We start from the raw sequence: 21,279 nt of genomic DNA on the forward strand, positions 1-21,279 counted from the left end.
CGTTGGGATCTAAGCGCTATTGAGGCCGACTTTGTGCGCGGCGTTTGCTGCTGGCGGGACCGCGCCGCGCGCAGCGCGGCGCTCGGCCCAAAGCCGTTAGCGGTGCCGACGCAGTCGGGATCGCTCGGGTGCGGGAGCGCTCCCGAAGCGGTCAAACGCAACGCCGTTGTATGGGATAGGCGGTGCAGTGCCTTGGTGGTTTCGACTTGGTTCCAAGACGCGCTTGGCGCTCATTCGTCCAAAGTCAGGCCGCCTCTGCGCACGGGAATACGGCTGCGGGGCATGGAAGAGACAATCGGGACGGCAGGTGTGTCGGACTGCTCGGCATCTCCGCCAAACATACTGCCCGCGTCGGGCAGGTTGAGGCTGCCCAACCATGTAGAACCGTTTTCGGCTGGTGATGACGGTTCGGCGTTGGGGATATCCAATTGCGCGACAACTGAAGTTGCTTCTGTCGCCTCGCTCACATCTGTCGCCGATCCAATTTCTGTATCAGCGACCTGATGCACATCAACATGCGCCTTCGGTTCGGTAAACAGCCCTTGTACCTGGGGTGAAGACATCAGTACCACCACCATCAAACAGCCGCATCCAGCCACCAGCGTGACCTTCAATCCGCGCAAGGGGTTGGCGTTTGGCTTGGGGTCGCGCATTCGGGCGCTAAGGGTGACATCGGGCTGAGGCATGCAGGCACCATGACCCGAAACCTTGGCAATCAAAGGGCGGGGCCATGGCAATCTCTTGCAGGCCCCGCCGCCACAAAATTACATGCTTTCAGGCTGCGGCATACCCAGGACGTGGAAGCCGCCGTCGACGCGAATGATCTCGCCTGTGGTGCAGGCGCCCGCATCCGAGGTCAGGTAAACCGCTGTGCCGCCAACCGCCTCAAGCGTTGCGTTCGAGCGCATGGGCGCGTTGGTGTCAGCAAACTTGAACGTCTTGCGGGCCCCCCCGATGGCCGCGCCGGCCAGGGTTTTCATTGGTCCGGGCGAAATGGCGTTCACGCGGATGCCTTCGGGGCCCAGATCGTTTGCCAGATAACGGGTCGCTGATTCCAGCGCTGCCTTGGCCACGCCCATCACGTTGTAATTCGGGACAACCCGGTTCGACCCGGCATAAGTCAGCGTCAGCAGCGTGCCGCCGTTGTCTTTCATCAGCGGATGCGCTCGGCGGGCCACTTCGATAAAGGAATAGGCCGAGATATCCATCGAGTTTTTGAAGTTCGCCCGGCTGGTATCTAAAAACCGCCCCGTCAGTTCGGTCTTGTCCGAATAGGCGATGGCGTGCACCAGAAAGTCGATGGTGGGCCAACGGTCACCCAATTGGGCAAAGGCCGTGTCCAGTGACGCATCATCGGTGACATCCACATCCACCATGAAATCAGAACCGACGCTCTGCGCCAGTGGCTCCAAGCGTTTGCCAAAGGCTTCACCCTGATAGGTGAAGGCCAGCTCGGCCCCCGCCTCGGCCATGGCTTTGGCGATGCCCCAAGCGATCGAGCGATCATTGGCAACGCCCATGATCAGCCCGCGTTTGCCCTGCAATGCTCCGGTCATCGGTTTATCCTTTGTACTTGCTCAGGATCATCGATCCGTTGGTGCCGCCAAAGCCAAAGCTGTTGGTCATGACCGAATCGAGGCCTGCATTTTCGACCAACTCGGTTGCCACTTCGCCCGGGTTGATCCCCTCGGCCAGAGTCTCGACGTTGATTGACGGTGTGATGAAATCATTGTCCAGCATCAGCAAGCAGAAGATCGCCTCCAAAGCGCCAGCTGCGCCCTGCGCATGGCCGGTCATCGACTTGGTCGAGCTGATGGGGGGCACGTTGCCTTCGCCAAAGACGCGGCGCACGGCTTCAACCTCACCCACGTCACCGACTGGGGTCGAGGTGCCATGCGCGTTGATGTAGCTGACCTTGCGGTCTTCGGGCAGGGTCGACACGGCCAGACGCATGGCGCGTTCGCCGCCTTCACCGCTGGGGGCCACCATGTCATGGCCATCGGATGTGGCCGCGTAACCGGTCACTTCGGCATAGATCTTTGCACCACGCGCCAGAGCGTGATCCAGGTCTTCGAGCACAACAATGCCGCCACCGCCCGAGATCACGAACCCATCGCGGTTCTCGTCAAACGCGCGCGAGGCCTTGTCCGGCGTGTCGTTGTATTTCGAGCTCATCGCGCCCATGGCGTCGAACAGGCACGACAGGGTCCAGTCCAGCTCTTCGCCGCCGCCTGCAAACATCACGTCCTGCTTGCCCAGCATGATCTGCTCGGCCGCATTGCCGATGCAGTGTAGAGAGGTCGAACAGGCCGAGGTGATCGAATAGTTGATGCCCTTGATCTTGAACGCCGTCGCCAGGTTGGCAGAGATGGTCGAGCTCATGCATTTGGGCACTGCAAAGGGCCCGATCCGCTTGGTTGCCCCGGTTTTGGCAACCACCTGATGCGCAGCCAGCATGGCGCTGGTCGACGGGCCGCCCGATCCGGCCACCAGACCGGTGCGCACATTCACGACGTCATCCTCGGTCAGGCCGGCATCAGCGATGGCCTGGCTCATGGCGATATGGGCATAGGCCGCACCCGGCCCCATGAAGCGCAGCGCGCGTTTGTCCACGTGCTCCTTGATGTCGAGTTTCAGCGTGCCGGCGATCTGGCTACGAAAGCCATGTTCAACCATCTCGTCACTTGAGACGATCCCGGATTTGCCTGCCTTCAGCGAGGCGACGACCTCTTGGGCATTGTTGCCGATCGACGAGACAATGCCCAGACCGGTGACCACGACACGACGCATACGTGCACTCCCTTGTTAGCTTATGTCTTAGTATGCATTGCGACGTGGGGGTGCAAGATGGGTTGACGCTGTGTGGTCGCTTGATCCCCGTCTTGAAACGCTTGCGGTGGGTGGCGACCCAAAAACTTTCAAAGTTTTTGGGTCGATTTCTTTCAAAGAAATCGGCGCCCGTAATGATGGCGTCGCGTTTGATCTCTAAACACTTTGAGGTCGATGATCGGGTGCATTGGCCTCTCGTGATGCAGATGCGATACAAGCGGTCAGCGGTTTTGCACGCATCATCCCATGTTCTGATTGGCACGCAGCCGCTACATGATCTCAGCTAAGCATCAAGCGCTATAACTTTTGGCGGCGGCGGCCGGTCGATCAGAATTCGTTGGGCAGGGACGAGTGGTGCAGGACGATGCGCAGGGTGCCGTCTGCATCTTTCTTGTAGCCGAACGACTTGTCCACTTTGGTGACGTTGCCGTCCTTGTCCGTCAACATGACCCAGCCCATCCACATTGCGATGTCACCTTCGATGTATTCGGCCGACGTTACGCTGTCCATGGCCCGCCAGCCTTGGATCGCAAACCCGTTGTCCCGCGGATATTCTTCGGAATGGCCACAGAAATAGGCCAAGGCGCCTTCTTTGGTTGGCCGAAAGGATTGCGGACCGCTGGCCATGGTCGGTTTGAACAACACAGGACCCAAGTTGTAGCCATAGATCGCATCCAGATGGGCATCTGCGACCTGACGTGCCGCGTCAATTCCACCCTCTTCAAAGGCTTTTGAGATGGCAATCTTACCCTGACCCCATGCTGTGCGGGCATCAGATAGATCTTTGTGAGTGATCGACACGGCGTAGTCCTCTCTGTTGCAGGTGCGAAAAAGAGGCCCGTGAGCCTCTCTTTCGATATCGGTTTTAGTGCGGCCTCAGCTTTCGGAAAGGGCCACTTTCATGTCTTTGACCTGATAGATCATTTCGCCGTCTGCTTCGACGATACCATCGGCAACACCCATTGTCAGGCGGCGGGTCTGGATCGCTTTTTTGAAGTCGATCTTGTAGGTCAGCATCTTGCGGTCCGGGCGGACCATGCCGGTCAGTTTGACTTCGCCAACGCCCACAGCCATGCCGCGACCTTTCCAGCCACGCCAGCCCAAATTGAAACCGGTCAACTGCCACAAACCATCCAGGCCCAGGCAGCCGGGCATGATCGGGTTACCGGGAAAGTGGCAATCAAAGAACCAAAGGTCCGGGGTGATGTCGAATTCCGCCAGCACGTGACCTTTGCCATGCGCGCCGCCATCACCCGAAATCTCGGTGATCCGGTCCATCATCAGCATCGGCGGCGCCGGAAGCTGAGCGTTGCCGGGGCCAAAAAGCTCGCCACGGGCGCATTTCAGCAGGTCATCTTTGTCAAAACTGCTCGGGAATTGGGACATGCTGCCGCTTCTCCTGCCTGGGGTGTCAAATTTCACTTTCGACCCTCTAGCATCGCGCCTAGCCGTCCCGCAAGTGCCCGACTGGTGGATTGCGACGTCGGGTCCGTTCAGTTGCGAATGAATTTCATTTGAAATTACCGGGGAGACGGCCCTATATATACAGTCAGCCATGAGCGAGTCTTGACGTAATGACACCAGATAGCCAACAGATTGCCACCGAGTGGTTGGTTGACGCAGGCCTGCGTCCGACCCGTCAGCGTGTAACGCTGGCTGAACTTCTGGTTGGCGATGGCCGTCACCGTCATGTCACAGCAGAAAGCCTGTTCGAGGCCTCAAAGACCAAAGGCGCGTCTGTATCTCTGGCCACTGTCTACAATACGTTGCGCGCTTTTTGTGACGCAGGTGTGCTGCAAGAAATCACTGTGGACGGCTCGAAAAGCTATTTCGACACCAACACCCACGATCACCCCCATTTCTATTGGGAGGACGAGGCCCGTCTGTCGGATGCGCCATCCGATCAGCTGGTCATCCAGCGCCTGCCCGATGCCCCCGAAGGGGTCGAGATCGCCTCGGTCGATGTGGTAATCCGCCTGCGCAAGGTCTGATCAGGGCCGCTGGCTCTTTAACGCTTCTGTCAAAATGTCCATTGCACCTTCGATGATTGGGTCTCCGGGCCCGGTGCCGTGACGTGCCAGGATCACCGGCTCGCTGGCGTCGGGGTCGCGGATCGGGATAGCCACCAATGGCTGGCCATCATAGCTGTGAAGGGCAAAAGGCGCGGCATAACTGATGCCGGCGCCTTCACCATGGGCGGTGAGGCTGCGCATGATTTCCAGCGATGGCGTGCGATGTGCGACCACGGGCTGCAGACCGTGACGCCGGAACAGCCCCAGCATATGCTGTGCCGATAGCCCTTCATCCGACAGGATCAGCGGGTGCTGCGACAGGTCACGCAATGAGATGTCGGGTTGCCTGGCTAGGTGGTGATCCGGTGACAGCACCGCAACAGGTCGCTGATGAAACAGCGAGGTCCGGGTAAATCCAGCGTCCAGCCCCAGGTCATATGTCACGGCAATGTCGATACTCCCATCTAGCAGCGCGCTGATCAGCGGCTCAAAGGCGGCGGCGCGATGGCTGACGGTGATCTGCGGATAAGCCTGCCGCAGGTGTTGCAGGGCAGGGGCCAGCAGAAAAGGAGCCAGATCCGAAAAACACCCAAGCGTCAGGCGTGTTGTGGTCGGTTGCGCGTCTTGTCCGGTCTCGAGACTGGCCGCACGCGCCAAAAGCGCCTCGGCCCTCTCTACAAACCGGCGACCTTGTGGTGTCACGGCAAGCGCGGCCCCGCGTTTGCGAATGAACAGCGGATACCCCAGCTGCGTGTCGATCCGGTCCAGTGCATTCGACAACGCGGGTTGCGATACGTTGAGGCGCGCGGCGGCGGCCGACAAGCTGCCCTCAGCCGCGATGGCGCAGGCGTATTCGTAGTGGCGGAGTGTAAGGTATAACATGAAGTTAAATATGTCATTTCTAGATATGATTTGAAATGTTGTTTTCGCCGGGGCAGAACTCTTTCAACACCCAGTATGGAGGACCCGATGACGCACCCAACTGTGACGCCCGAAATGATCGAAACCTATCAGCGCGATGGCGTTGTCCTTGTGCCAGGCCTGTTTGCCGATCACGTCGATGCCCTGCGGGAAGGGATCGAGGTCAATATGGCTGAGCCGGGGCCTTACGCCTCGGACAACAAGAAGGAGGGGCAGACGGGTCTGTTCTTTGACGACTATTGCAATTGGACCCGCATCCCGCAGTTCCGTGACGTGATCCAGGCCTCGCCCGCTGCGCAGGTGGCTGCTGATCTGATGCAATCCGAAACCGTGCAGATGTTTCACGACCACGTTCTGGTCAAGGAACCCGGCACATCGATGGCGACACCCTGGCACCAGGACGGGCCGTACTATTTTGTCGAAGGGCAGCAAACCGTCAGCTTTTGGTCGCCGCTTGATCCGGTGAAAGAGGCAACCTTGCGCTGCGTTGCAGGCTCGCATCTGTGGGAAAAAGAGGTGTTGCCGACCCGGTGGGTGTCGGAAGAGGGGTTCTTTGCCGACGAGGGCCAGTACATGCCGATCCCCGATCCGGATGCCGAGGGCATGAAGGTGGTCGAATTCGAAATGCAGCCCGGCGACGCGGTGGCGTTCAACTACAAGATCCTGCACGGCGCACGCGGCAATACATCAAACAGCCGTCGTCGGGCTTTTTCCCTGCGTCTGGTTGGGGATGATGCCCGTTATGTCGAACGCCCTGGCCGCACTTCGCCGCCGTTTCCGGGGCACGACATGCAGCCGGGTCAACGCCTGCGAGAGGATTGGTTCCCGATGTTGATCGGATAAGACCCGAGAAATTCGCGCAAAAGTGGGGGCTCTGCCCCCGCCGCTGCGCGGCTCCCCCGGGATATTTTCGGCAAGAGGAAGAGGGGCGTGGCGTTAAAACCACTGCCCCGGTTCCATGAGTCCCAAATCAAGCAACTGGCGCGAGTGCCATTCGAACGGCGTCGAATTGTGCCAGCGAAAGCTGTCGATTTCAAACGTCGATCCGGGGTTGCGCTTGAGTGCTTTGGTGGTGCGGAAAGAACAGATCGCCGCTGTCAAATTGTGGTGCCAGGGGCAGGCATAGGTGTTGTATTCCTGATCCTCGAAGGTGTGGTTCGGCAACAGCTTGAGCCCCGGTGCCGATTTGAACAGGGCAATCCGGTCGATCTTGCGGCTTTCCTTTGGGATGTGCTCTTCGTACCGCCAGCGAACGCCACCGAAGAAATCCAACTGCCGCTCGCGAGGGTGGCCCGTTTCAGGGTCTTTGCGGGCCTGTGCGTAATAGCCTGACTTGTCCAGATTGGCCTTGTCCAATGAGACCCCGTCGGGGTGCGCCTTGAGGTCATCGGCATATAGATCGATGACATAAGTCAGCATGGAATCCCGGCGCTCTTCGTTGTGAAACATCAGCATCTCGCCGACGCTGCGGGTCTCGCAGAAGGGATAGAACAGGTATTCGGCGTTGTAGCAGTAGTACATCCAGACGCCCGGTGCGGCTTCGATGATCCGGTTGATAGCGTCGACCACCGATTTGCGGGGGCCGCAGTCGAAAGGCACCCTGTGCACCCGCGCTTCGACGTCCTTGGGCAGTTGAAACGCGTCGGGCATAAAGGCCAGCACAGAAGCAAAGCCGCATTGCAGGTGGTGGCGCATCGTGGTGGCCAGTTCGACGTCGTCCTCGACAAAGATCAACGCCAGCGGGCCTTTGACCAGCGTCTCCTTGCCTGTGCGCAAGAGATGATCGAGTGAGTTGTATTCCATCCGCGCGTCCCTGATTTGCCGTGCTGGCATCAAACACCAAAATCGGTTAATTGCACGTGCATTGCAAGCGGTGCTGGAACGGTATAAAGCCCGCCGCTGATCCCGCGAACGCAAAGGCCTGTCCAATGTCCGAGCCCAAGAAGCTGTATATCAAAACCTATGGCTGCCAGATGAACGTTTACGACAGTGAGCGTATGGCCGAGGCCCTGGGCGGCAAAGGCTATGTCGAGACCAAGTCGCCCGATGACGCGGACATGATCCTGCTGAACACCTGCCATATCCGGGAAAAGGCCGCCGAAAAGGTCTATTCCGAATTGGGCCGGTTCAAGGGGCTGAAGGCCGAGAAGCCCGATCTCAAGATCGGTGTGGCGGGCTGTGTGGCTCAGGCTGAAGGGCGGGAGATCATGCGCCGCCAGCCGCTGGTCGATCTGGTCGTGGGGCCGCAGAGTTATCACCGCCTGCCGGAAATGGAGGCGAAGACCCGGGCTGGGGAAAAGGCGCTCGACACTGATTTCCCTGAGGAAGACAAGTTCGAAAAGCTCAAGAACCGCCCGAAGGCCAAGCGTGGTCCGACCGCGTTTCTGACCGTGCAAGAGGGTTGTGACAAATTCTGCGCCTTCTGCGTCGTGCCTTACACTCGTGGGGCCGAGGTCAGCCGCCCGGCAGATCGAATCATTCGCGAGGCCAACGAGTTGGTCGAACGTGGGGTGCGCGAGATCACGTTGCTGGGGCAGAACGTCAACGCGTACCATGGGGCCGGTCCCAACGGCGACATGACCCTGGCGCAGCTGATTTGGGAATTGGACAAGGTCGATGGGCTGGAGCGCATTCGGTTTACCACCAGCCACCCCAACGACATGATGGACGACCTGATCGAGGCGCATGGCACCTGTTCAAAGCTGATGCCTTATCTGCATCTGCCTGTGCAGGCCGGATCGGACAAGATCCTGAAACGGATGAACCGCAGCCATACGGCCGAAAGCTATCTCAAGCTGATCGAGCGTATCCGCGCGGCGCGGCCTGACATTGTCATGTCCGGGGATTTCATCGTCGGCTTTCCTGAAGAGACCGAAGAGGATTTCCAGGCCACGCTCGATTTGGTGGAGCAGGTCAAATACGGCTACGCCTATTCATTCAAATACTCGACCCGCCCTGGCACGCCCGCGGCGGAACGGCCCCAGGTCGATCCAACCGAGGCCGACGACCGCCTGCAGCGCCTGCAAGCAATGATCACCCAACACCAGCGCGAGATCCAGGACAGCATGGTTGGCCGCGAGGTCAGCGTTCTGTTCGAAAAAGAGGGGCGGTTTGACGACCAGATGGTCGGAAAATCCGAGTATCTGCACGCGGTTCACGTGACCGGGTCTGGTGCGGAAATCGGCGACATCACGCGGGTCAAAATCGTGTCGTCCGGCGCAAATTCGCTGGCAGGAGAAGTCATCCGCTGATCGCGCTGCGATTGTATTGGGGCGACTCACTCAATTTTCTGAACTGACCAAAGTTGCCAGTTCAGCGACAATCTGTTGAATTTCTGGTGAGTATCTCCAGCTCGGCCACAATATGTGGTGGATTTTGCTTCACAATTATCTCTTATTTTCCTAACCTTAGGTCAATTGGGTTATGGGTACTCGCCGATGCATGTCAGCGGTGCCAATTTTTTGGGGGAACTATGGTGAGGGATATCAGCGGTGTTTAGTTTCAAAATCAAGAGCGCTGTAGCGGCGCTTGCTGCCATTGTTGCGATTGCCGGGGTTACTGCCACCCCCGCCAGCGCACAGAACCAACGTACAGTTATCGGTGAGCGCTATGTGCCCACCATCTGGGTCGATCCTGATGGGTGCGAGCACTGGGTGATGGATGACGGGGCCGAGGGGTATATGACGCCGCACGTGACCCGTCAGGGCATTCCGGTCTGCCGTCGCGGCAATCTGTGCGGCACACTGCCTGCGGATCAGTTCTTTGCCACCGACAGCTTCCGTATCAGCTCGGCCGGTCAGGCGCGTCTTAAGGAGTTTTTCCGGACCACCCAGGCCAATGGCTATATCGTTACTGGCCATACCGACAGCCGGGCGTCGGATGCGTATAACCTGCGCCTGTCGCAGAACCGGGCCAATTCGGTCGCACGCGTCGGTCGCAGCACGGGCGCGCGCATTGTCGATGTGCGGGGCTACGGCGAGCGTGATCCACGGGTGCCGAATACAAACGCGTCGAACATGGCGCAGAACCGCCGCGTTGAAATCATCTGCGTGAATTGAGGAGAGCTGTCATGAAACTGATCAAAGGCATTGCGCTTCTCGCAGCCTTGGGTGGCTTGGCCGCCTGCGAGGCAACCGACAAAACCGTGGACCGGGGCTTTGATTCCGGTGACCTGTCGAACCTGAAGGCGGGCATTTGGGTTGACCCAACGGGCTGTGACCACTGGATCATCGACGACGGGCTCGAAGGGTACCTGTCCCAGCGTCTGGACCGCAACGGCAAGCCGGTCTGCTCGGGTGCGGCCCCTCCGGGTGTGGCCACCGGGCCGTTCAAGAAAGGCTCGGGTGTCGTAGACGCGATCTGATCGCCTGAACATTCGCATCAAACACGGAACGACCAGCAATGCCTTTGCTGGTCGTTTTCTTTTTCATGCTGAAAAGGGGGCGGTGGCAGAATTTTGCCTTTGCCCTCACCAATTTTGTTTCAGTTGGATGAAAAGTGAACATGGCGGCTTGCGCACGCGCGGTGATCGTGGCTACGCTTGAACCAGACTGCCAAAACAGGAGAGCAGATTGGCCATTGGTGCCCTGACCCCACCGCCAACCGAAAGCGCCCCGCGCGAGGCGCAGATCGAATTTTCTGACAACCGACTGTTGATCGACCTTTGCGGCGAATACGACCGCAATCTGGCCATGATCGAAAAGGCGCTCGACGTGCAGATCGCACGGCGTGGCAACCAATTGGTGATCATGGGCGGCGAGGCTTCGCAGAAACGCGCGCTCGAAGTGCTGCAGGCGCTTTATGACCGCTTGCAGGCGGGTCGTACTGTTGAACCCGGCGATATCGACCGCGAGCTGCGCATGGACACGTCAGCCAGGGACACCGGCGCACGCGACGGTGACCAGCTGGAGATGTTCAAGGGCGGCAAGGTCGAGATCAAGACCCGCAAGAAGCTGGTCGAGCCGCGCACCGACGCGCAAAAGGCCTATGTCCAGTCGCTGTTTGAAAACGAACTTGCCTTTGGCATTGGTCCTGCCGGTACGGGTAAGACTTATCTGGCTGTGGCCGTTGGTGTGTCGATGTTCATCGGCGGTCATGTGGATCGCATCATCCTGTCGCGTCCTGCGGTCGAGGCGGGTGAAAAGCTGGGCTATCTGCCCGGTGACATGAAGGACAAGGTCGATCCTTACATGCAGCCGCTTTATGACGCGCTGAATGATTTCCTGCCCGGCAAGCAATTGGCCAAGTTGATCGAAGAAAAGCGGATCGAAATCGCGCCGCTGGCCTTTATGCGGGGCCGTACGCTGGCCAATGCCTTTGTGGTGCTGGATGAGGCGCAGAACGCCACCACCATGCAGATGAAGATGTTCTTGACCCGTCTGGGCGAAGGCTCGCGCATGGTCATTACCGGCGACCGCAGCCAGGTGGACCTGCCGCGCGGGGTGCAATCGGGTCTGCAAGACGCCGAACGCCTGCTCACTTCGATCCCCAAGATCAGTTTCAACTACTTCACCTCCAAGGACGTTGTGCGTCACCCGCTTGTCGCCGCGATCATCGAAGCGTATGAGGCCGACTCGGGCCGCGCTTGAGGCCAAGGCAACGGGGCAGGCATGCTGGATATCGCAATCGAAGACGACCGCTGGCAAGATGCCGGTCTTGAGGCGTTGGCCGAACGCGCCACTGCTGTGACGCTGGCTCATCAGGGGTTGGACGCCGAGGCGTGCGAGATTTCACTGCTGGCCTGTGATGATGACCGAATTGCGGTGCTGAACGCCGAGTTTCGCGACAAACCCACACCCACCAACGTGCTCAGCTGGCCCGCGCAAGAGCTGGCACCCGAAAGGCCCGGTGGTGAACCAGATCGACCTGAGCCCGATTTCATGGGCGAACTGGCCGTGGGCGACATCGCGATCTCATATGACACTTGCGCCCGCGAAGCGCAGGCTGCGGGCAAGCCGATGGACGATCACGTGACACATTTGATCGTACACGGGGTTTTACATCTGCTGGGGTATGACCATATCCGTGACGCCGATGCCACTGTGATGGAGGCATTAGAGGTCGAGATACTTGGCAAAATGGGCATCAATAACCCATATATAGAGTGAAGGGGCCTTTTGGGCCTTGGTTTTGGAATAGGAATAATGGGCGACACAGACGGCAGTTCTAACGCAGCGCAAAGCGCGCAGTTGCAGAACACAGCAGATTTCTCCGCCGACACTGCATCGGCGGAACGGGGCTTTTTCTCACGCATCATGGATGCGATCTCCTCCCCAACGGAAGAGCCTGAACCAGTGGAACCGAACCATCCGGCGACCACTACGGCCCAACCTCATGGCATGATCAACCTGCGTCGGATGCGGGTCGAGGACGTGGCGATTCCCACGGCCGAGATTGTGTCGGTGCCCAACACGATTTCCCGCGACGAACTGGTGCAGGTCTTTCGCGACAGCGGTCTGACCCGAATACCGGTTTACGAGGGGACTCTGGATACGCCGCTTGGGTTCGCCCACCTCAAGGATTTTGCCCTGATCCACGGTTTCAATGGCAACTCGACCGAGTTCGACCTGCAAAGCATGGTCCGCCCGTTGCTGTTTGTGCCCCCCTCCATGCCCATTGGTGTGCTGCTGGCCAAAATGCAGACCGAGCGGCGCCACATGGCGCTGGTGATCGATGAATATGGCGGCGTCGATGGCTTGCTGACGATCGAGGATCTGATCGAACAGGTCGTGGGTGAGATCGAGGATGAGCATGACACCGGCGAGGATCAGACCTGGCTCAAGGAAAAGCCTGGCTGCTATGTGGCCCAAGCCCGCACGCCGCTTGATGAGTTCGAGTCCGAGATCGGCCGCTCGCTGACTAAACACGAGGATGTGGACGAGGAAGAGATCGACACGCTGGGCGGTTTGGTCTTCATGCTGTCGGGCCGCGTACCCGCGCGTGGCGAAGTCGTCTGCCACCCCGATGGGCCCGAGTTCGAGGTCATCGACGCTGACCCCCGCCGTATCAAGCGGTTGCGGGTCATGCTGCCAGATCTGATCGAATGAACCGTCTGCTGATGGGGCCTTTGTGGGCTAGGCTGTCGCTGACGGTTTTGCTCGGCGCCATTGCCGCCTTTGGATTGGCGCCTTTTGGAGCGTGGTGGGTCACGCTGGTTGTGTTGACTCTGGTGCCATGGCTGATGACCTCAGTAACAGCGCCGCGCCAGGCCTTTGGTTTGGGCTGGGCTTTGGGGCTGGGGTATTTTGCACATGGGTTGCTCTGGATCGTCGAGCCGTTTTTTGTCGACCCCGAGCGGCACGCATGGATGGCGCCATTTGCGCTGAGCTTTTTGTCAGGCGGGTTGGCGCTCTTTTGGGGCGCGGCCTTTTGGGCAGCGCACCGATGGGGCAAGGCTCCAGGATCGCGCATGTGGCTGTTGGTCTGCACGTTGTCCTTGGCCGAGTTTGCCCGCGCATACGTGTTCACGGGGTTTCCCTGGGCCGGATTGGCACAGATTTGGGTGGGCTCGGATGCCGCAGCGCTATTGGCTTGGGTCGGTCCGCACGGGTTGGCATTGTTGACCGTGATGATCAGTTTTGCCACCGGGTTGCTGCTGATCGGCCCACGCTCGGGCCGCGCGCTTTGGAACGCAGCCCCGGCGGTGGCTTTTGGTTTGGCTGTCCTTGGGGGGGGCGCAAGCGCGCCGCCGGTGACGGGAACCGGCCACACCGTGCGCCTTGTACAACCCAATGCACCGCAACACCAAAAGTGGGACCCGGCCCACATGCCAACTTTCTACGAGCGGCAGATTGATTACACGGCTGCCGTGCCGCGTCCGGATTTGATCGTTTGGCCGGAAACGGCGGTGCCGGTGTGGCTGGAAACCGGTGGCCCAGCTTTGGACAGGATTGCTGCAGCTGCTGATGGCGCGGCCCTTGCACTGGGTATCCGCCGGTCCGAAGGCAGCCGCATCTTCAACTCGATGGTCTATCTGGATGAGCAGGGCCAGGTAGCAGGGGTATATGACAAGCACCACCTGGTGCCGTTTGGAGAGTATGTTCCCTTTGGGGATTTGATGGCCCGTTTCGGGATTTATGGGTTCGCTGCCAATGCGGGGCAGGGGTTCAGTTCGGGCCCGGGGGCTGAGCTGGTGTCGATGGGCACGCTTGGTCGTGCGCTGCCGCTGATTTGCTACGAGGCGGTGTTTCCGCAGGACATCAATGCTGCCAGCGCCCGGCCCGAGTTTCTGCTGCAGGTGACAAATGACGCCTGGTTCGGGGCGCGTTCTGGTCCCTATCAGCATCTGGCCCAGGCCCAGATGCGCGCCATCGAGCAAGGCGTGCCTCTGATGCGCGCCGCCAATACCGGCGTCTCGGCCATGATCGACCCGCTTGGTCGCGTGACCGCCAGCCTGGGGTTGGGGCAGGCGGGTTACGTTGACGCGGAATTGCCCGCGCCTTTGCCGCCGACGCTCTATGCGCGTACCGGTGATCTGTTGGCGCTTGCCGCCTTGATCCTGCTGAGCCTTGCTGTGGCCGCAAGTCAACGTCCCGGAATGCGTGGCAAATAGGCGTTGACCGCCCCAATCCTCGCGCGTATCCCTCGGTGGAATTGTCACAACGGCTTCCTGGCGTGGCAGTTGTAACCCTAATGGAGCACTATTGATGTCCCGAAAAAATTACACTTTCACTTCGGAATCCGTCTCCGAAGGCCATCCGGACAAAGTCTGCGACCGGATTTCAGACGCGGTCCTGGATGCCTTTCTGAGCGAAGAGCCCGAGGCGCGCGTTGCGGCGGAAACCTTTGCCACCACCAACCGCGTGGTGATCGGCGGTGAAGTCGGCCTGTCCGACCAGGACAAGCTGCGCGATTACATGGGCCGGATTGACGAGATCGCCCGCGCCTGCATCAAGGACATCGGCTACGAGCAGGACAAGTTTCACCACGAGACGGTTGAAGTAACGAACCTGCTGCACGAGCAGTCGGCACATATCGCCCAAGGTGTTGATGCGGCGGATAACAAGGACGAAGGGGCAGGCGACCAGGGCATCATGTTCGGCTACGCCACCACCGAGACCGAAGCGCTGATGCCCGCCCCGATCCAGTACAGCCACGCGATCCTGCGCCGTCTGGCCGAAGTGCGCAAGAACGGCACCGAACCTGCGCTTGGCCCCGATGCCAAATCGCAGCTCTCGGTCATCTACGAAGATGGTAAGCCGGTCGGCGTCAGCTCGGTCGTGTTGTCGACCCAGCACCTGGACGAGTCGCTGAGCAGCGACGACATCCGGGCCATCGTCGAGCCTTACATTCGCGAGACCCTGCCCGAAGGCTGGCTGTCGGCAGCGACCGAATGGCACGTGAACCCAACCGGTAAGTTCGTGATCGGCGGCCCCGACGGTGACGCAGGCCTGACCGGACGCAAGATCATTGTTGATACCTATGGCGGTGCCGCGCCCCACGGTGGCGGTGCGTTCTCGGGTAAGGACCCGACCAAGGTGGACCGTTCGGCGGCTTATGCAGCGCGCTACCTGGCCAAGAACGTTGTGGCGGCTGGCATGGCCGAACGCTGCACCATCCAGCTGAGCTATGCCATCGGTGTCAGCAAGCCGCTGTCGATCTATGCCGACACCCACGGCACCGGCGAAGTGGAACCCGCCGCGATCGAGCAGGCGATCGACCAGGTCATGGATCTGACCCCGCGCGGTATCCGCTCGCATCTGGGTCTGAACAAGCCGATTTACCAGCGCACCGCAGCCTATGGCCACTTTGGCCGCACGCCGGATGCAGATGGCGGCTTCAGTTGGGAACGCACCGATCTGGTAGACGCACTCAAGGGCGCTGTGTGATCTGAGACGATCAACACGTTCGAAAAGGCGGTCCACCTGGGCCGCCTTTTTTTGTGGAGATGGGGGCATTCATGAAGCGGGAGTGCTCCCGCCCGTCGTTCGCGCATCAAAGATGCTCTCCTCCCGTTGGGCCGGGCCGCCGCGCTGCGCGCGGCGGCGGGCGCTTGCCGCAACAGGATCGTTCAGGTCGCATCGTTGGATCTGGAGGCAACCGCGGCGAGCCGAAGGCTCGGCGCGCGGCCCAAGGCCGTTAGCGGGGCTGACGCAGTCAGGTCTGCTCGGGCGCGGGAGCACTTCCGCTAACATTGGGTTTCGCATTTAGGCTGGGTGCAGTAGATTTGCGGGCTCGTTTGGTTCAAGAGTTTGGGAAACGCGCCATGCAGCGGATCATGATCATTGGTGGGCCGGGGTCGGGCAAGTCTACCCTGGCGCGGGCTCTTGTTGACAGGCTGGATCTGCCCGTTGTGCATATGGACCCGATCTATTGGAAAGGCGACTGGATCCTGCGAGATCCCGCGCAGGTGATGCAGATGGCCAGGACGGCTGCTGATGCCTCGGCTTGGGTCTTTGACGGCAACCATTCGCGCAGCATGGCCTACCGCGCGGAACGCGCCGATTTGATCGTGATGCTCGACATGCCGCGGTCCGTTCGCATGTGGCGCGTGCTCTGGCGTTCGGCCCGATTCTATGGGCGCACGCGACCCGATATGGGACCCAATTGCCCCGAACGTTTCGATTGGGCATTTCTGAAATTTTGCTGGAACTACCAGACCGACGGCCGCCTGAGTGCCTTGCAGTTTGTCACCGAGTGGTCTGATCGCTGCGCGACACGCATTTTGCGCAGCCGAGCTGAGGTAGAGGTGTTTCTGACCGATCTTGTGGTCCGCTGTCCTCACAGCCCGCTTGCAACACCGCCGCCAAGCCAGTAAGGGCCGGGGCCATGAGCACCGATCACCCAGACCGCCCCCGCCGGAACTTTTATGGTCGCTTCAAGGGCAAGACCCTGAAGCAAAGCCAAAAGACCTATCTGGACGAAGACCTGGCCGCCCTTGCGCCGGGTGCTGTCGCCTGGGACGAAAACCCCACGCGCGAAAATCTGGATCTGGATGGTCTCTTCGGCGGCAAGCCCGTCTGGCTCGAAATCGGCTTTGGCGGTGGCGAGCATCTGGTGCATCAGGCCGCCAGCAACCCCGACGTGGGCATCATCGGAGCCGAGCCTTATATCAACGGCGTCGCGATGCTCTTGGGCAAGATCCGCAAGGCAGGCGTCGACAACTTGGCCGTGCATCCCGGTGACGCACGCGATCTGTTTGACGTGCTGCCTGATCAGAGCATTTCCAAGGCCTTCCTGCTCTACCCGGATCCCTGGCCCAAAACCCGCCACCACCGCCGCCGCTTTGTCACGCCCGAACATCTGGAGCCTCTGGCCCGCGTCATGAAACCCGGCGCGATCCTTCGGGTGGCCACCGACATTCCCGACTATGTCCGCCAGACCCTGGAAGAGGTGCCCAAGGCGGGTTTTGACTGGCTGGCCGAACGCCCGGACGATTGGCGCGTGTCGTGGGAGGATTGGATTTCCACCCGCTATGAGCAAAAGGCCCTGCGCGAGGGCCGGGTGCCCCACTATCTGACGTTCCGCAGGCAGGGGTGACGGCATCGCCAGGTTGGGGTTTTGACATTCGAGGTGACGTCCGAGACGTTCTACCCGTTGCGCGTCCTAAGTCGCGGCGGCATTGTTTGCGTAGCGCAACTCGCGGGTCTCAGTGGTGTGTTTGATTACAGGAAAAGTCTGCGCCGCCGTCTCATGCGGGTCACCAATTTTCTGACCAATCAGAACAAAAAGACGAAGGGCGCTGCTGTTGCCGTTGGTCAAATCTGCTTTTGTCAGTGCAAAGCCCCACTTGCCATGAATTTGTCAATCAAGGCCTCGCGGATTGTTTGCCAAGGGGATTGCAGTTCGGGCGACGCCGCATCGCTGGTGCGGAAAGAGTCAGAGCAGCCCATTTGAAATTGCCTGCTTGAGTTGTGTTTAAAGCGCAGGTCAGCGAAATGGCGAAGGTCTTGCTGGTACAGATGCAGGCCCATGCCTCGCGTGGGTACAACAAGCACAACACATTCTGCGATGAACCGGGCGGCTTGATCTGGAATGAAGGACTGACGACGCGTCTGTCTTACGCATCCAGTTTGAATATGCCTGATCTCAGATGTATACCGATTTGACTTACTGGTCAGGAACCTTCTCCCGCGTGTCGGCGGTGGTTCGCAAAGACTTAGGCAGCCATTGCGTCATTCCTAATCCGTCCCCAAGCGTTACAAGATGCTGGCGTAAACCCGTCGGCAACCGCAATCCGCCGCGAAGCTCAAACGCTTCGTGGTGCACGGTGAACTGTCCCTTTTTCGCGTCGCGACAGATTTGCGCGACGTCGTCATAAAATGTTCTGGGGCCACAAAAATACAAATCAACTTTGCCGGGAATGTCGCGCATAAAACGCATGAGCTGATGGGGTGTTGGTCTACCGGTTCGCTCGGTTTCGATGATTTTCAGCGACACGGTTTCGGGATGGTTGCCCGCAAACGTTTCAAGTGCGCTCAGGTCGGGGGCATTTGCACGCGATCTGCAAATATGCACGATGTCCACGTGGCTCTCGGGGCGCAGACCCTCTGCAGCCCATGCGAGAAACGGCGTAACCCCGATCCCGGCGCTGAGCCACACCTGGCGTGAAGATCCAGGCCGACGAAGAAACTGCCCGTACGGGCCATCAATCCAAATGGTCTGGTCTGATGTGACTTTCCGGAGCTCCCCATTTGTCCATCCAATGCGACGAGAGATCATGAAGCGCATGCTGCCGTCCTCTTGTGGCGAAGATGCGATGGTAAAAGGATGCGCCTCGCGACGAGAACTCCCTTCAAGTTGCAAGAACGCGAATTGACCCGCCTTGTGTTGCAAAGGGCGCCCCTTTGGCGAGAGGGTCAGTTGAGTGAACTGCTCACAGTGTTGCACATCCGTTACCACGTACGGCGTAGGTGCAGGGATAGACCGCGGGCGCAAAGCAAACAGAGCTGCGATCAGGCCAAGTCCGCAGAACCCCAGAAGATACAGGCCAGCGAAACCCTGCAAGGCTAAGGGTTTGGGAATCAGCACGAAATGGGCCATCGACAGGACAAAGACCGCGACCATGAAACGGTGGCTCAGCCGCCACCAGCGATAGGGGATTACGTGGAGGAACGTGGCCGCGATCAAGACAAGCAGGCTGTTGTAGACCCAGCCACCAAAATCAGAGGCCAGCTCGTGCAGGCCAAAGAGATCCGGCACTCCCTTGACCTCGGCCTCGAAGGTGTCGTGTACCAGCATCGCGGCAAAGGCCGTGAGACCAAGCCATTTGTGTACGACATAGTTCTTGTCGAGCCCGCCAAAGACCACATCAATAACACGAAGGCGTGCCGACAGGATGACCGTGAGCGCCATGGACATGAGCGCCACGGTACCGAACGCATGGCTGAGCATCTGTTCAGACGGGCTGTCAAATGAAGCCATCACAAGCGGAACCGGCACCAGAACGAGGATGACCAGCACGAGTGTAGCAAGGCGCAGACGCCAATGAGCGCTCATTCCTGCGGCTCCAGTTCCGGAAAGATCAGTTTCGCCGAAAATCCGTCGGGCTGATTGGGCGCAGGTGAGCGTAACTCAAGGCTACCGCCGATGTCTTCCATCACCGCTCTCGTGATTGCCAGCCCCAGCCCGGTGCCGCTGGTCTGCGTATTGCCGCGCGTAAAGCGTTCGCCAAGCCGTTCCAACAGGTCCGCGGGGATACGTTGACCTGCGTTGATCGCTTCGAAGGTACGGCCTTCGATACGGATACGAACCATCGAATTGGGCGGGCTGTAGCGCAGCGCATTGGTCATCAGGTTGCGCAGGGCGATGGCGCAAGCGTCCGCATCCATGTGAACCTGCAATTTCAGCTCTTCGGGATACTCGACGTCAAAGCGGTCGTTTTCGAAAGTAGAGAAAAAAGGCTCGGCCAGGACCACCTCCATCACCTGAACCACGTCGATCACCTTGTCCGAGATAGCAAAGCCGTGCTGCAAACGCGAGTTCTGCAAAAGCGTCTCGGCCAAACTGGCAAGGGACTTCAGGGATGTTTCAACCTGATCAAGCACCACCTGTTTTTCCGTACCATCGCCTCGGGCGGCCTGAACGCTTGCCAGCGCACCGGCAAGCGGCGTGCGCAGCTCATGGGCGCATTCTGCACTGAAGCTGCGCTCTGCCTCGAGTGCGGCACGAACCCGGGCGAGCAACCGTTCGACTTCGGTCGCGACGGGGTCCAGTTCGGTGGGGATGTCGATGGACTGAATCGGGCTGAGGTTGCGACCATCACGCTGCCCGATCTGTCGGGCAAAGCCCAGGATCGGGTCCAAGGCTTTGCGCGACAGAACATAGGCCAATGCGGCCATGATCGGCACAGCCACCAGCAAGGGAATGATCATGGACGGCAGGATTTCGACCAGCGTATAGGTGCGCAACCCCGCAGTTTCCAGCACCGCGACCCCGTAACCACCAGCTGGATCCATCAGGACAAAGGTTCGGGCCCCGTTCGTGTCCGAAAACCCGGGTTCCAGCGTGGCGGGCAGGGGCACGTCGGCCTTGTGAAAGAGGACTGCGCCATTCGCATCAAGGACTGCAAAGTCGAGTGCTTCGGCCAGATCAGCGAACTCGCCGATCTCGGGTACGTCAACGACCACCTGCGGCAATACATTGCCCTGTGCGATCTCGGACGCCAGCGGCAGGGTTCTGATCGCGTTTTCCAAGAGAATGTAATCGAAGGTTTCGACCAGTTCGTGGTTGGCATGCAACATCGCGTAGGTGACCATAGCCAGCCATATGCCAATCATGGCGAGAATAAGCGAGCGGGACAGCTTGAGCGAAATGGAGCGGTTTGCAGTCATTGAGTGGCGGCTATCCTGTAACCCAGACCGCGTTCGGTCTTGACGAAATCCTTGCCCAGCTTCTTTCGAATCCGACTGACGAACACCTCTACCGAATTGCTTTCGGTTTCGGAGTCGAAATCATACAGGCTGGATTCAAGGTCAGCACGGCTTACGATTTTGCCCGATTTTGAAACCAGTATCTCAAGGACCGCCCATTCTCGCGCCGTCAATCTCACCGGCTGACCGGTGACAGACGCAAGGCGTTGAGAAAGATCAATGGCCACTGGTCCGCACACATAGTCCGGTTTGACATTTCCATGAGATCGGCGAATGGCCGCATGAATGCGGGCCAACAGCTCATCAAGATCATAGGGTTTGATCAAGTAGTCATCTGCACCTGCATTCAGCCCTTCGATCCGCTCAGAGATCTTGTCTTGAGCTGTCGCGATGATGACAGGTGTCTGAATGCTGCGCTTGCGAATGCTTCGCAGAAAATTCAGGCCGTGCCCATCTGGCAACGAGAGATCTAGCAAAATTACGGCATACTCGATTGTATAGGTCGCTTCGTCCGCTTCCGCGAGCGTTCGAAACATATCCACGGCCAATCCTCGCTGAGCGAGGTGCTTTTTTACAGCAGCCCCGAGCATCGGATTGTCCTCAATCAATAGAATTCGCATTTCTTTCCAACCGGTAAACCATCAGTGCTGGACGTCTATTGGCACAATCTGAACCGGAACTGAATGATGGCCCCACTGCGGCCACCT

The 21,279-nt window shown here is 59.3% G+C and carries 24 protein-coding genes and 1 riboswitch; of the genes, 12 read left to right on the plus strand and 12 right to left on the minus strand.

All coding sequences use genetic code 11. From position 1 onward, the window contains the following. Positions 1-230 precede the first annotated feature (230 nt). From TRL7639_RS03900 to fabA, 5 genes are all read right to left on the minus strand, one after another. Positions 231-653 carry a hypothetical protein gene (locus tag TRL7639_RS03900; RefSeq protein ID WP_133057602.1) on the minus strand — a complete coding sequence of 141 codons (423 nt, stop codon included), beginning with the start codon at positions 651-653 and terminating at the stop codon, positions 231-233. A gap of 111 nt (positions 654-764) precedes the next feature. Further along, on the minus strand, positions 765-1,556 hold the full coding sequence (locus tag TRL7639_RS03905) for an enoyl-ACP reductase FabI (protein ID WP_085794468.1): 792 nt from the start codon (positions 1,554-1,556) through the stop codon (positions 765-767). Positions 1,557-1,560: 4 nt separating this feature from the next. Further along, positions 1,561-2,790, minus strand: a complete 1,230-nt coding sequence (fabB, locus tag TRL7639_RS03910) for a beta-ketoacyl-ACP synthase I (RefSeq protein ID WP_085794469.1) — start codon at positions 2,788-2,790, stop codon at positions 1,561-1,563. A gap of 366 nt (positions 2,791-3,156) precedes the next feature. Next, the gene (locus TRL7639_RS03915; protein ID WP_085794470.1) at positions 3,157-3,630 is read right to left on the minus strand and encodes a metal-independent carbonic anhydrase family protein; all 474 of its coding nucleotides are present in this window, start codon (positions 3,628-3,630) and stop codon (positions 3,157-3,159) included. Positions 3,631-3,705: 75 nt separating this feature from the next. Further along, the gene (fabA, locus tag TRL7639_RS03920) at positions 3,706-4,215 is read right to left on the minus strand and encodes a bifunctional 3-hydroxydecanoyl-ACP dehydratase/trans-2-decenoyl-ACP isomerase (RefSeq protein ID WP_085794471.1); all 510 of its coding nucleotides are present in this window, start codon (positions 4,213-4,215) and stop codon (positions 3,706-3,708) included. 188 nt (positions 4,216-4,403) lie between these two features. Here fabA and irrA point away from each other — a divergent pair, with 188 nt between their 5' ends. Continuing rightward, on the plus strand, positions 4,404-4,820 hold the full coding sequence (gene irrA, locus TRL7639_RS03925; RefSeq protein ID WP_085794472.1) for an iron response transcriptional regulator IrrA: 417 nt from the start codon (positions 4,404-4,406) through the stop codon (positions 4,818-4,820). Here irrA and TRL7639_RS03930 read toward each other — a convergent pair whose 3' ends face one another. After that, a complete protein-coding gene (locus TRL7639_RS03930) occupies positions 4,821-5,723 on the minus strand; it encodes a LysR family transcriptional regulator (protein WP_085794473.1) in 903 nt (300 codons plus the stop codon). A gap of 87 nt (positions 5,724-5,810) precedes the next feature. Between TRL7639_RS03930 and TRL7639_RS03935 the strand changes: the two genes are divergently transcribed. Further along, entirely contained in the window at positions 5,811-6,605 is a 795-nt protein-coding gene (locus TRL7639_RS03935) for a phytanoyl-CoA dioxygenase family protein (RefSeq protein WP_085796245.1), read from the plus strand. Between the two features lie 93 nt (positions 6,606-6,698). Here TRL7639_RS03935 and TRL7639_RS03940 read toward each other — a convergent pair whose 3' ends face one another. Then, positions 6,699-7,565 (minus strand): glycosyltransferase family protein, encoded by an 867-nt coding sequence (locus TRL7639_RS03940; protein ID WP_085794474.1) that lies wholly within the window; start codon positions 7,563-7,565, stop codon positions 6,699-6,701. Between the two features lie 125 nt (positions 7,566-7,690). Here TRL7639_RS03940 and miaB point away from each other — a divergent pair, with 125 nt between their 5' ends. The 10 genes from miaB to trmB all read left to right on the plus strand — a co-directional run bounded on the left by miaB (position 7,691) and on the right by trmB (position 17,240). Beyond that, positions 7,691-9,013 carry a tRNA (N6-isopentenyl adenosine(37)-C2)-methylthiotransferase MiaB gene (miaB, locus tag TRL7639_RS03945; protein WP_085794475.1) on the plus strand — a complete coding sequence of 441 codons (1,323 nt, stop codon included), beginning with the start codon at positions 7,691-7,693 and terminating at the stop codon, positions 9,011-9,013. Between the two features lie 240 nt (positions 9,014-9,253). Then, entirely contained in the window at positions 9,254-9,820 is a 567-nt protein-coding gene (locus TRL7639_RS03950; protein ID WP_207559632.1) for an OmpA family protein, read from the plus strand. Positions 9,821-9,831: 11 nt separating this feature from the next. Then, entirely contained in the window at positions 9,832-10,125 is a 294-nt protein-coding gene (locus TRL7639_RS03955) for a hypothetical protein (protein ID WP_085794476.1), read from the plus strand. A gap of 208 nt (positions 10,126-10,333) precedes the next feature. Further along, positions 10,334-11,350: a PhoH family protein gene (locus TRL7639_RS03960; RefSeq protein WP_085794477.1), complete on the plus strand. Its 1,017-nt coding sequence runs from the start codon at positions 10,334-10,336 to the stop codon at positions 11,348-11,350. Positions 11,351-11,371: 21 nt separating this feature from the next. After that, positions 11,372-11,869, plus strand: a complete 498-nt coding sequence (gene ybeY, locus TRL7639_RS03965; protein ID WP_085794478.1) for an rRNA maturation RNase YbeY — start codon at positions 11,372-11,374, stop codon at positions 11,867-11,869. A gap of 36 nt (positions 11,870-11,905) precedes the next feature. Further along, a complete protein-coding gene (locus TRL7639_RS03970) occupies positions 11,906-12,808 on the plus strand; it encodes a hemolysin family protein (RefSeq protein ID WP_085794479.1) in 903 nt (300 codons plus the stop codon). Further along, complete coding sequence (gene lnt / locus TRL7639_RS03975; RefSeq protein WP_085794480.1) at positions 12,805-14,313, plus strand: apolipoprotein N-acyltransferase; 1,509 nt, start codon at positions 12,805-12,807, stop codon at positions 14,311-14,313. The genes TRL7639_RS03970 and lnt overlap by 4 nt, the downstream gene beginning before the upstream one ends. A gap of 38 nt (positions 14,314-14,351) precedes the next feature. Next, a riboswitch (SAM-SAH riboswitch) is annotated at positions 14,352-14,401 on the plus strand. A 6-nt stretch (positions 14,402-14,407) separates the two neighbouring features. Beyond that, positions 14,408-15,589 (plus strand): methionine adenosyltransferase, encoded by a 1,182-nt coding sequence (gene metK / locus TRL7639_RS03980; protein WP_085794481.1) that lies wholly within the window; start codon positions 14,408-14,410, stop codon positions 15,587-15,589. Between the two features lie 377 nt (positions 15,590-15,966). Further along, on the plus strand, positions 15,967-16,518 hold the full coding sequence (locus TRL7639_RS03985; RefSeq protein ID WP_085794482.1) for an AAA family ATPase: 552 nt from the start codon (positions 15,967-15,969) through the stop codon (positions 16,516-16,518). Positions 16,519-16,529: 11 nt separating this feature from the next. Next, positions 16,530-17,240, plus strand: a complete 711-nt coding sequence (trmB, locus tag TRL7639_RS03990) for a tRNA (guanosine(46)-N7)-methyltransferase TrmB (protein ID WP_085794483.1) — start codon at positions 16,530-16,532, stop codon at positions 17,238-17,240. 66 nt (positions 17,241-17,306) lie between these two features. On the opposite strand, the gene TRL7639_RS22995 is transcribed toward trmB, so the two are convergent. The 5 genes from TRL7639_RS22995 to TRL7639_RS04010 form a co-directional block, all read right to left on the minus strand. After that, on the minus strand, positions 17,307-17,462 hold the full coding sequence (locus TRL7639_RS22995; protein WP_165759737.1) for a hypothetical protein: 156 nt from the start codon (positions 17,460-17,462) through the stop codon (positions 17,307-17,309). A gap of 11 nt (positions 17,463-17,473) precedes the next feature. Then, entirely contained in the window at positions 17,474-17,674 is a 201-nt protein-coding gene (locus tag TRL7639_RS23000; RefSeq protein ID WP_085794484.1) for a hypothetical protein, read from the minus strand. Between the two features lie 136 nt (positions 17,675-17,810). Further along, a complete protein-coding gene (locus TRL7639_RS04000; RefSeq protein WP_165759738.1) occupies positions 17,811-19,094 on the minus strand; it encodes a ferredoxin reductase family protein in 1,284 nt (427 codons plus the stop codon). A gap of 101 nt (positions 19,095-19,195) precedes the next feature. After that, a complete protein-coding gene (locus tag TRL7639_RS04005; RefSeq protein WP_085794486.1) occupies positions 19,196-20,533 on the minus strand; it encodes a sensor histidine kinase in 1,338 nt (445 codons plus the stop codon). Further along, entirely contained in the window at positions 20,530-21,192 is a 663-nt protein-coding gene (locus TRL7639_RS04010; protein ID WP_085794487.1) for a response regulator, read from the minus strand. Before TRL7639_RS04010 ends, TRL7639_RS04005 begins: the two co-directional genes overlap by 4 nt. Between the last annotated feature and the right edge of the window lie 87 nt (positions 21,193-21,279).

The sequence above is a fragment of the Falsiruegeria litorea R37 genome, from assembly GCF_900172225.1.
Taxonomy (GTDB): domain Bacteria; phylum Pseudomonadota; class Alphaproteobacteria; order Rhodobacterales; family Rhodobacteraceae; genus Falsiruegeria; species Falsiruegeria litorea.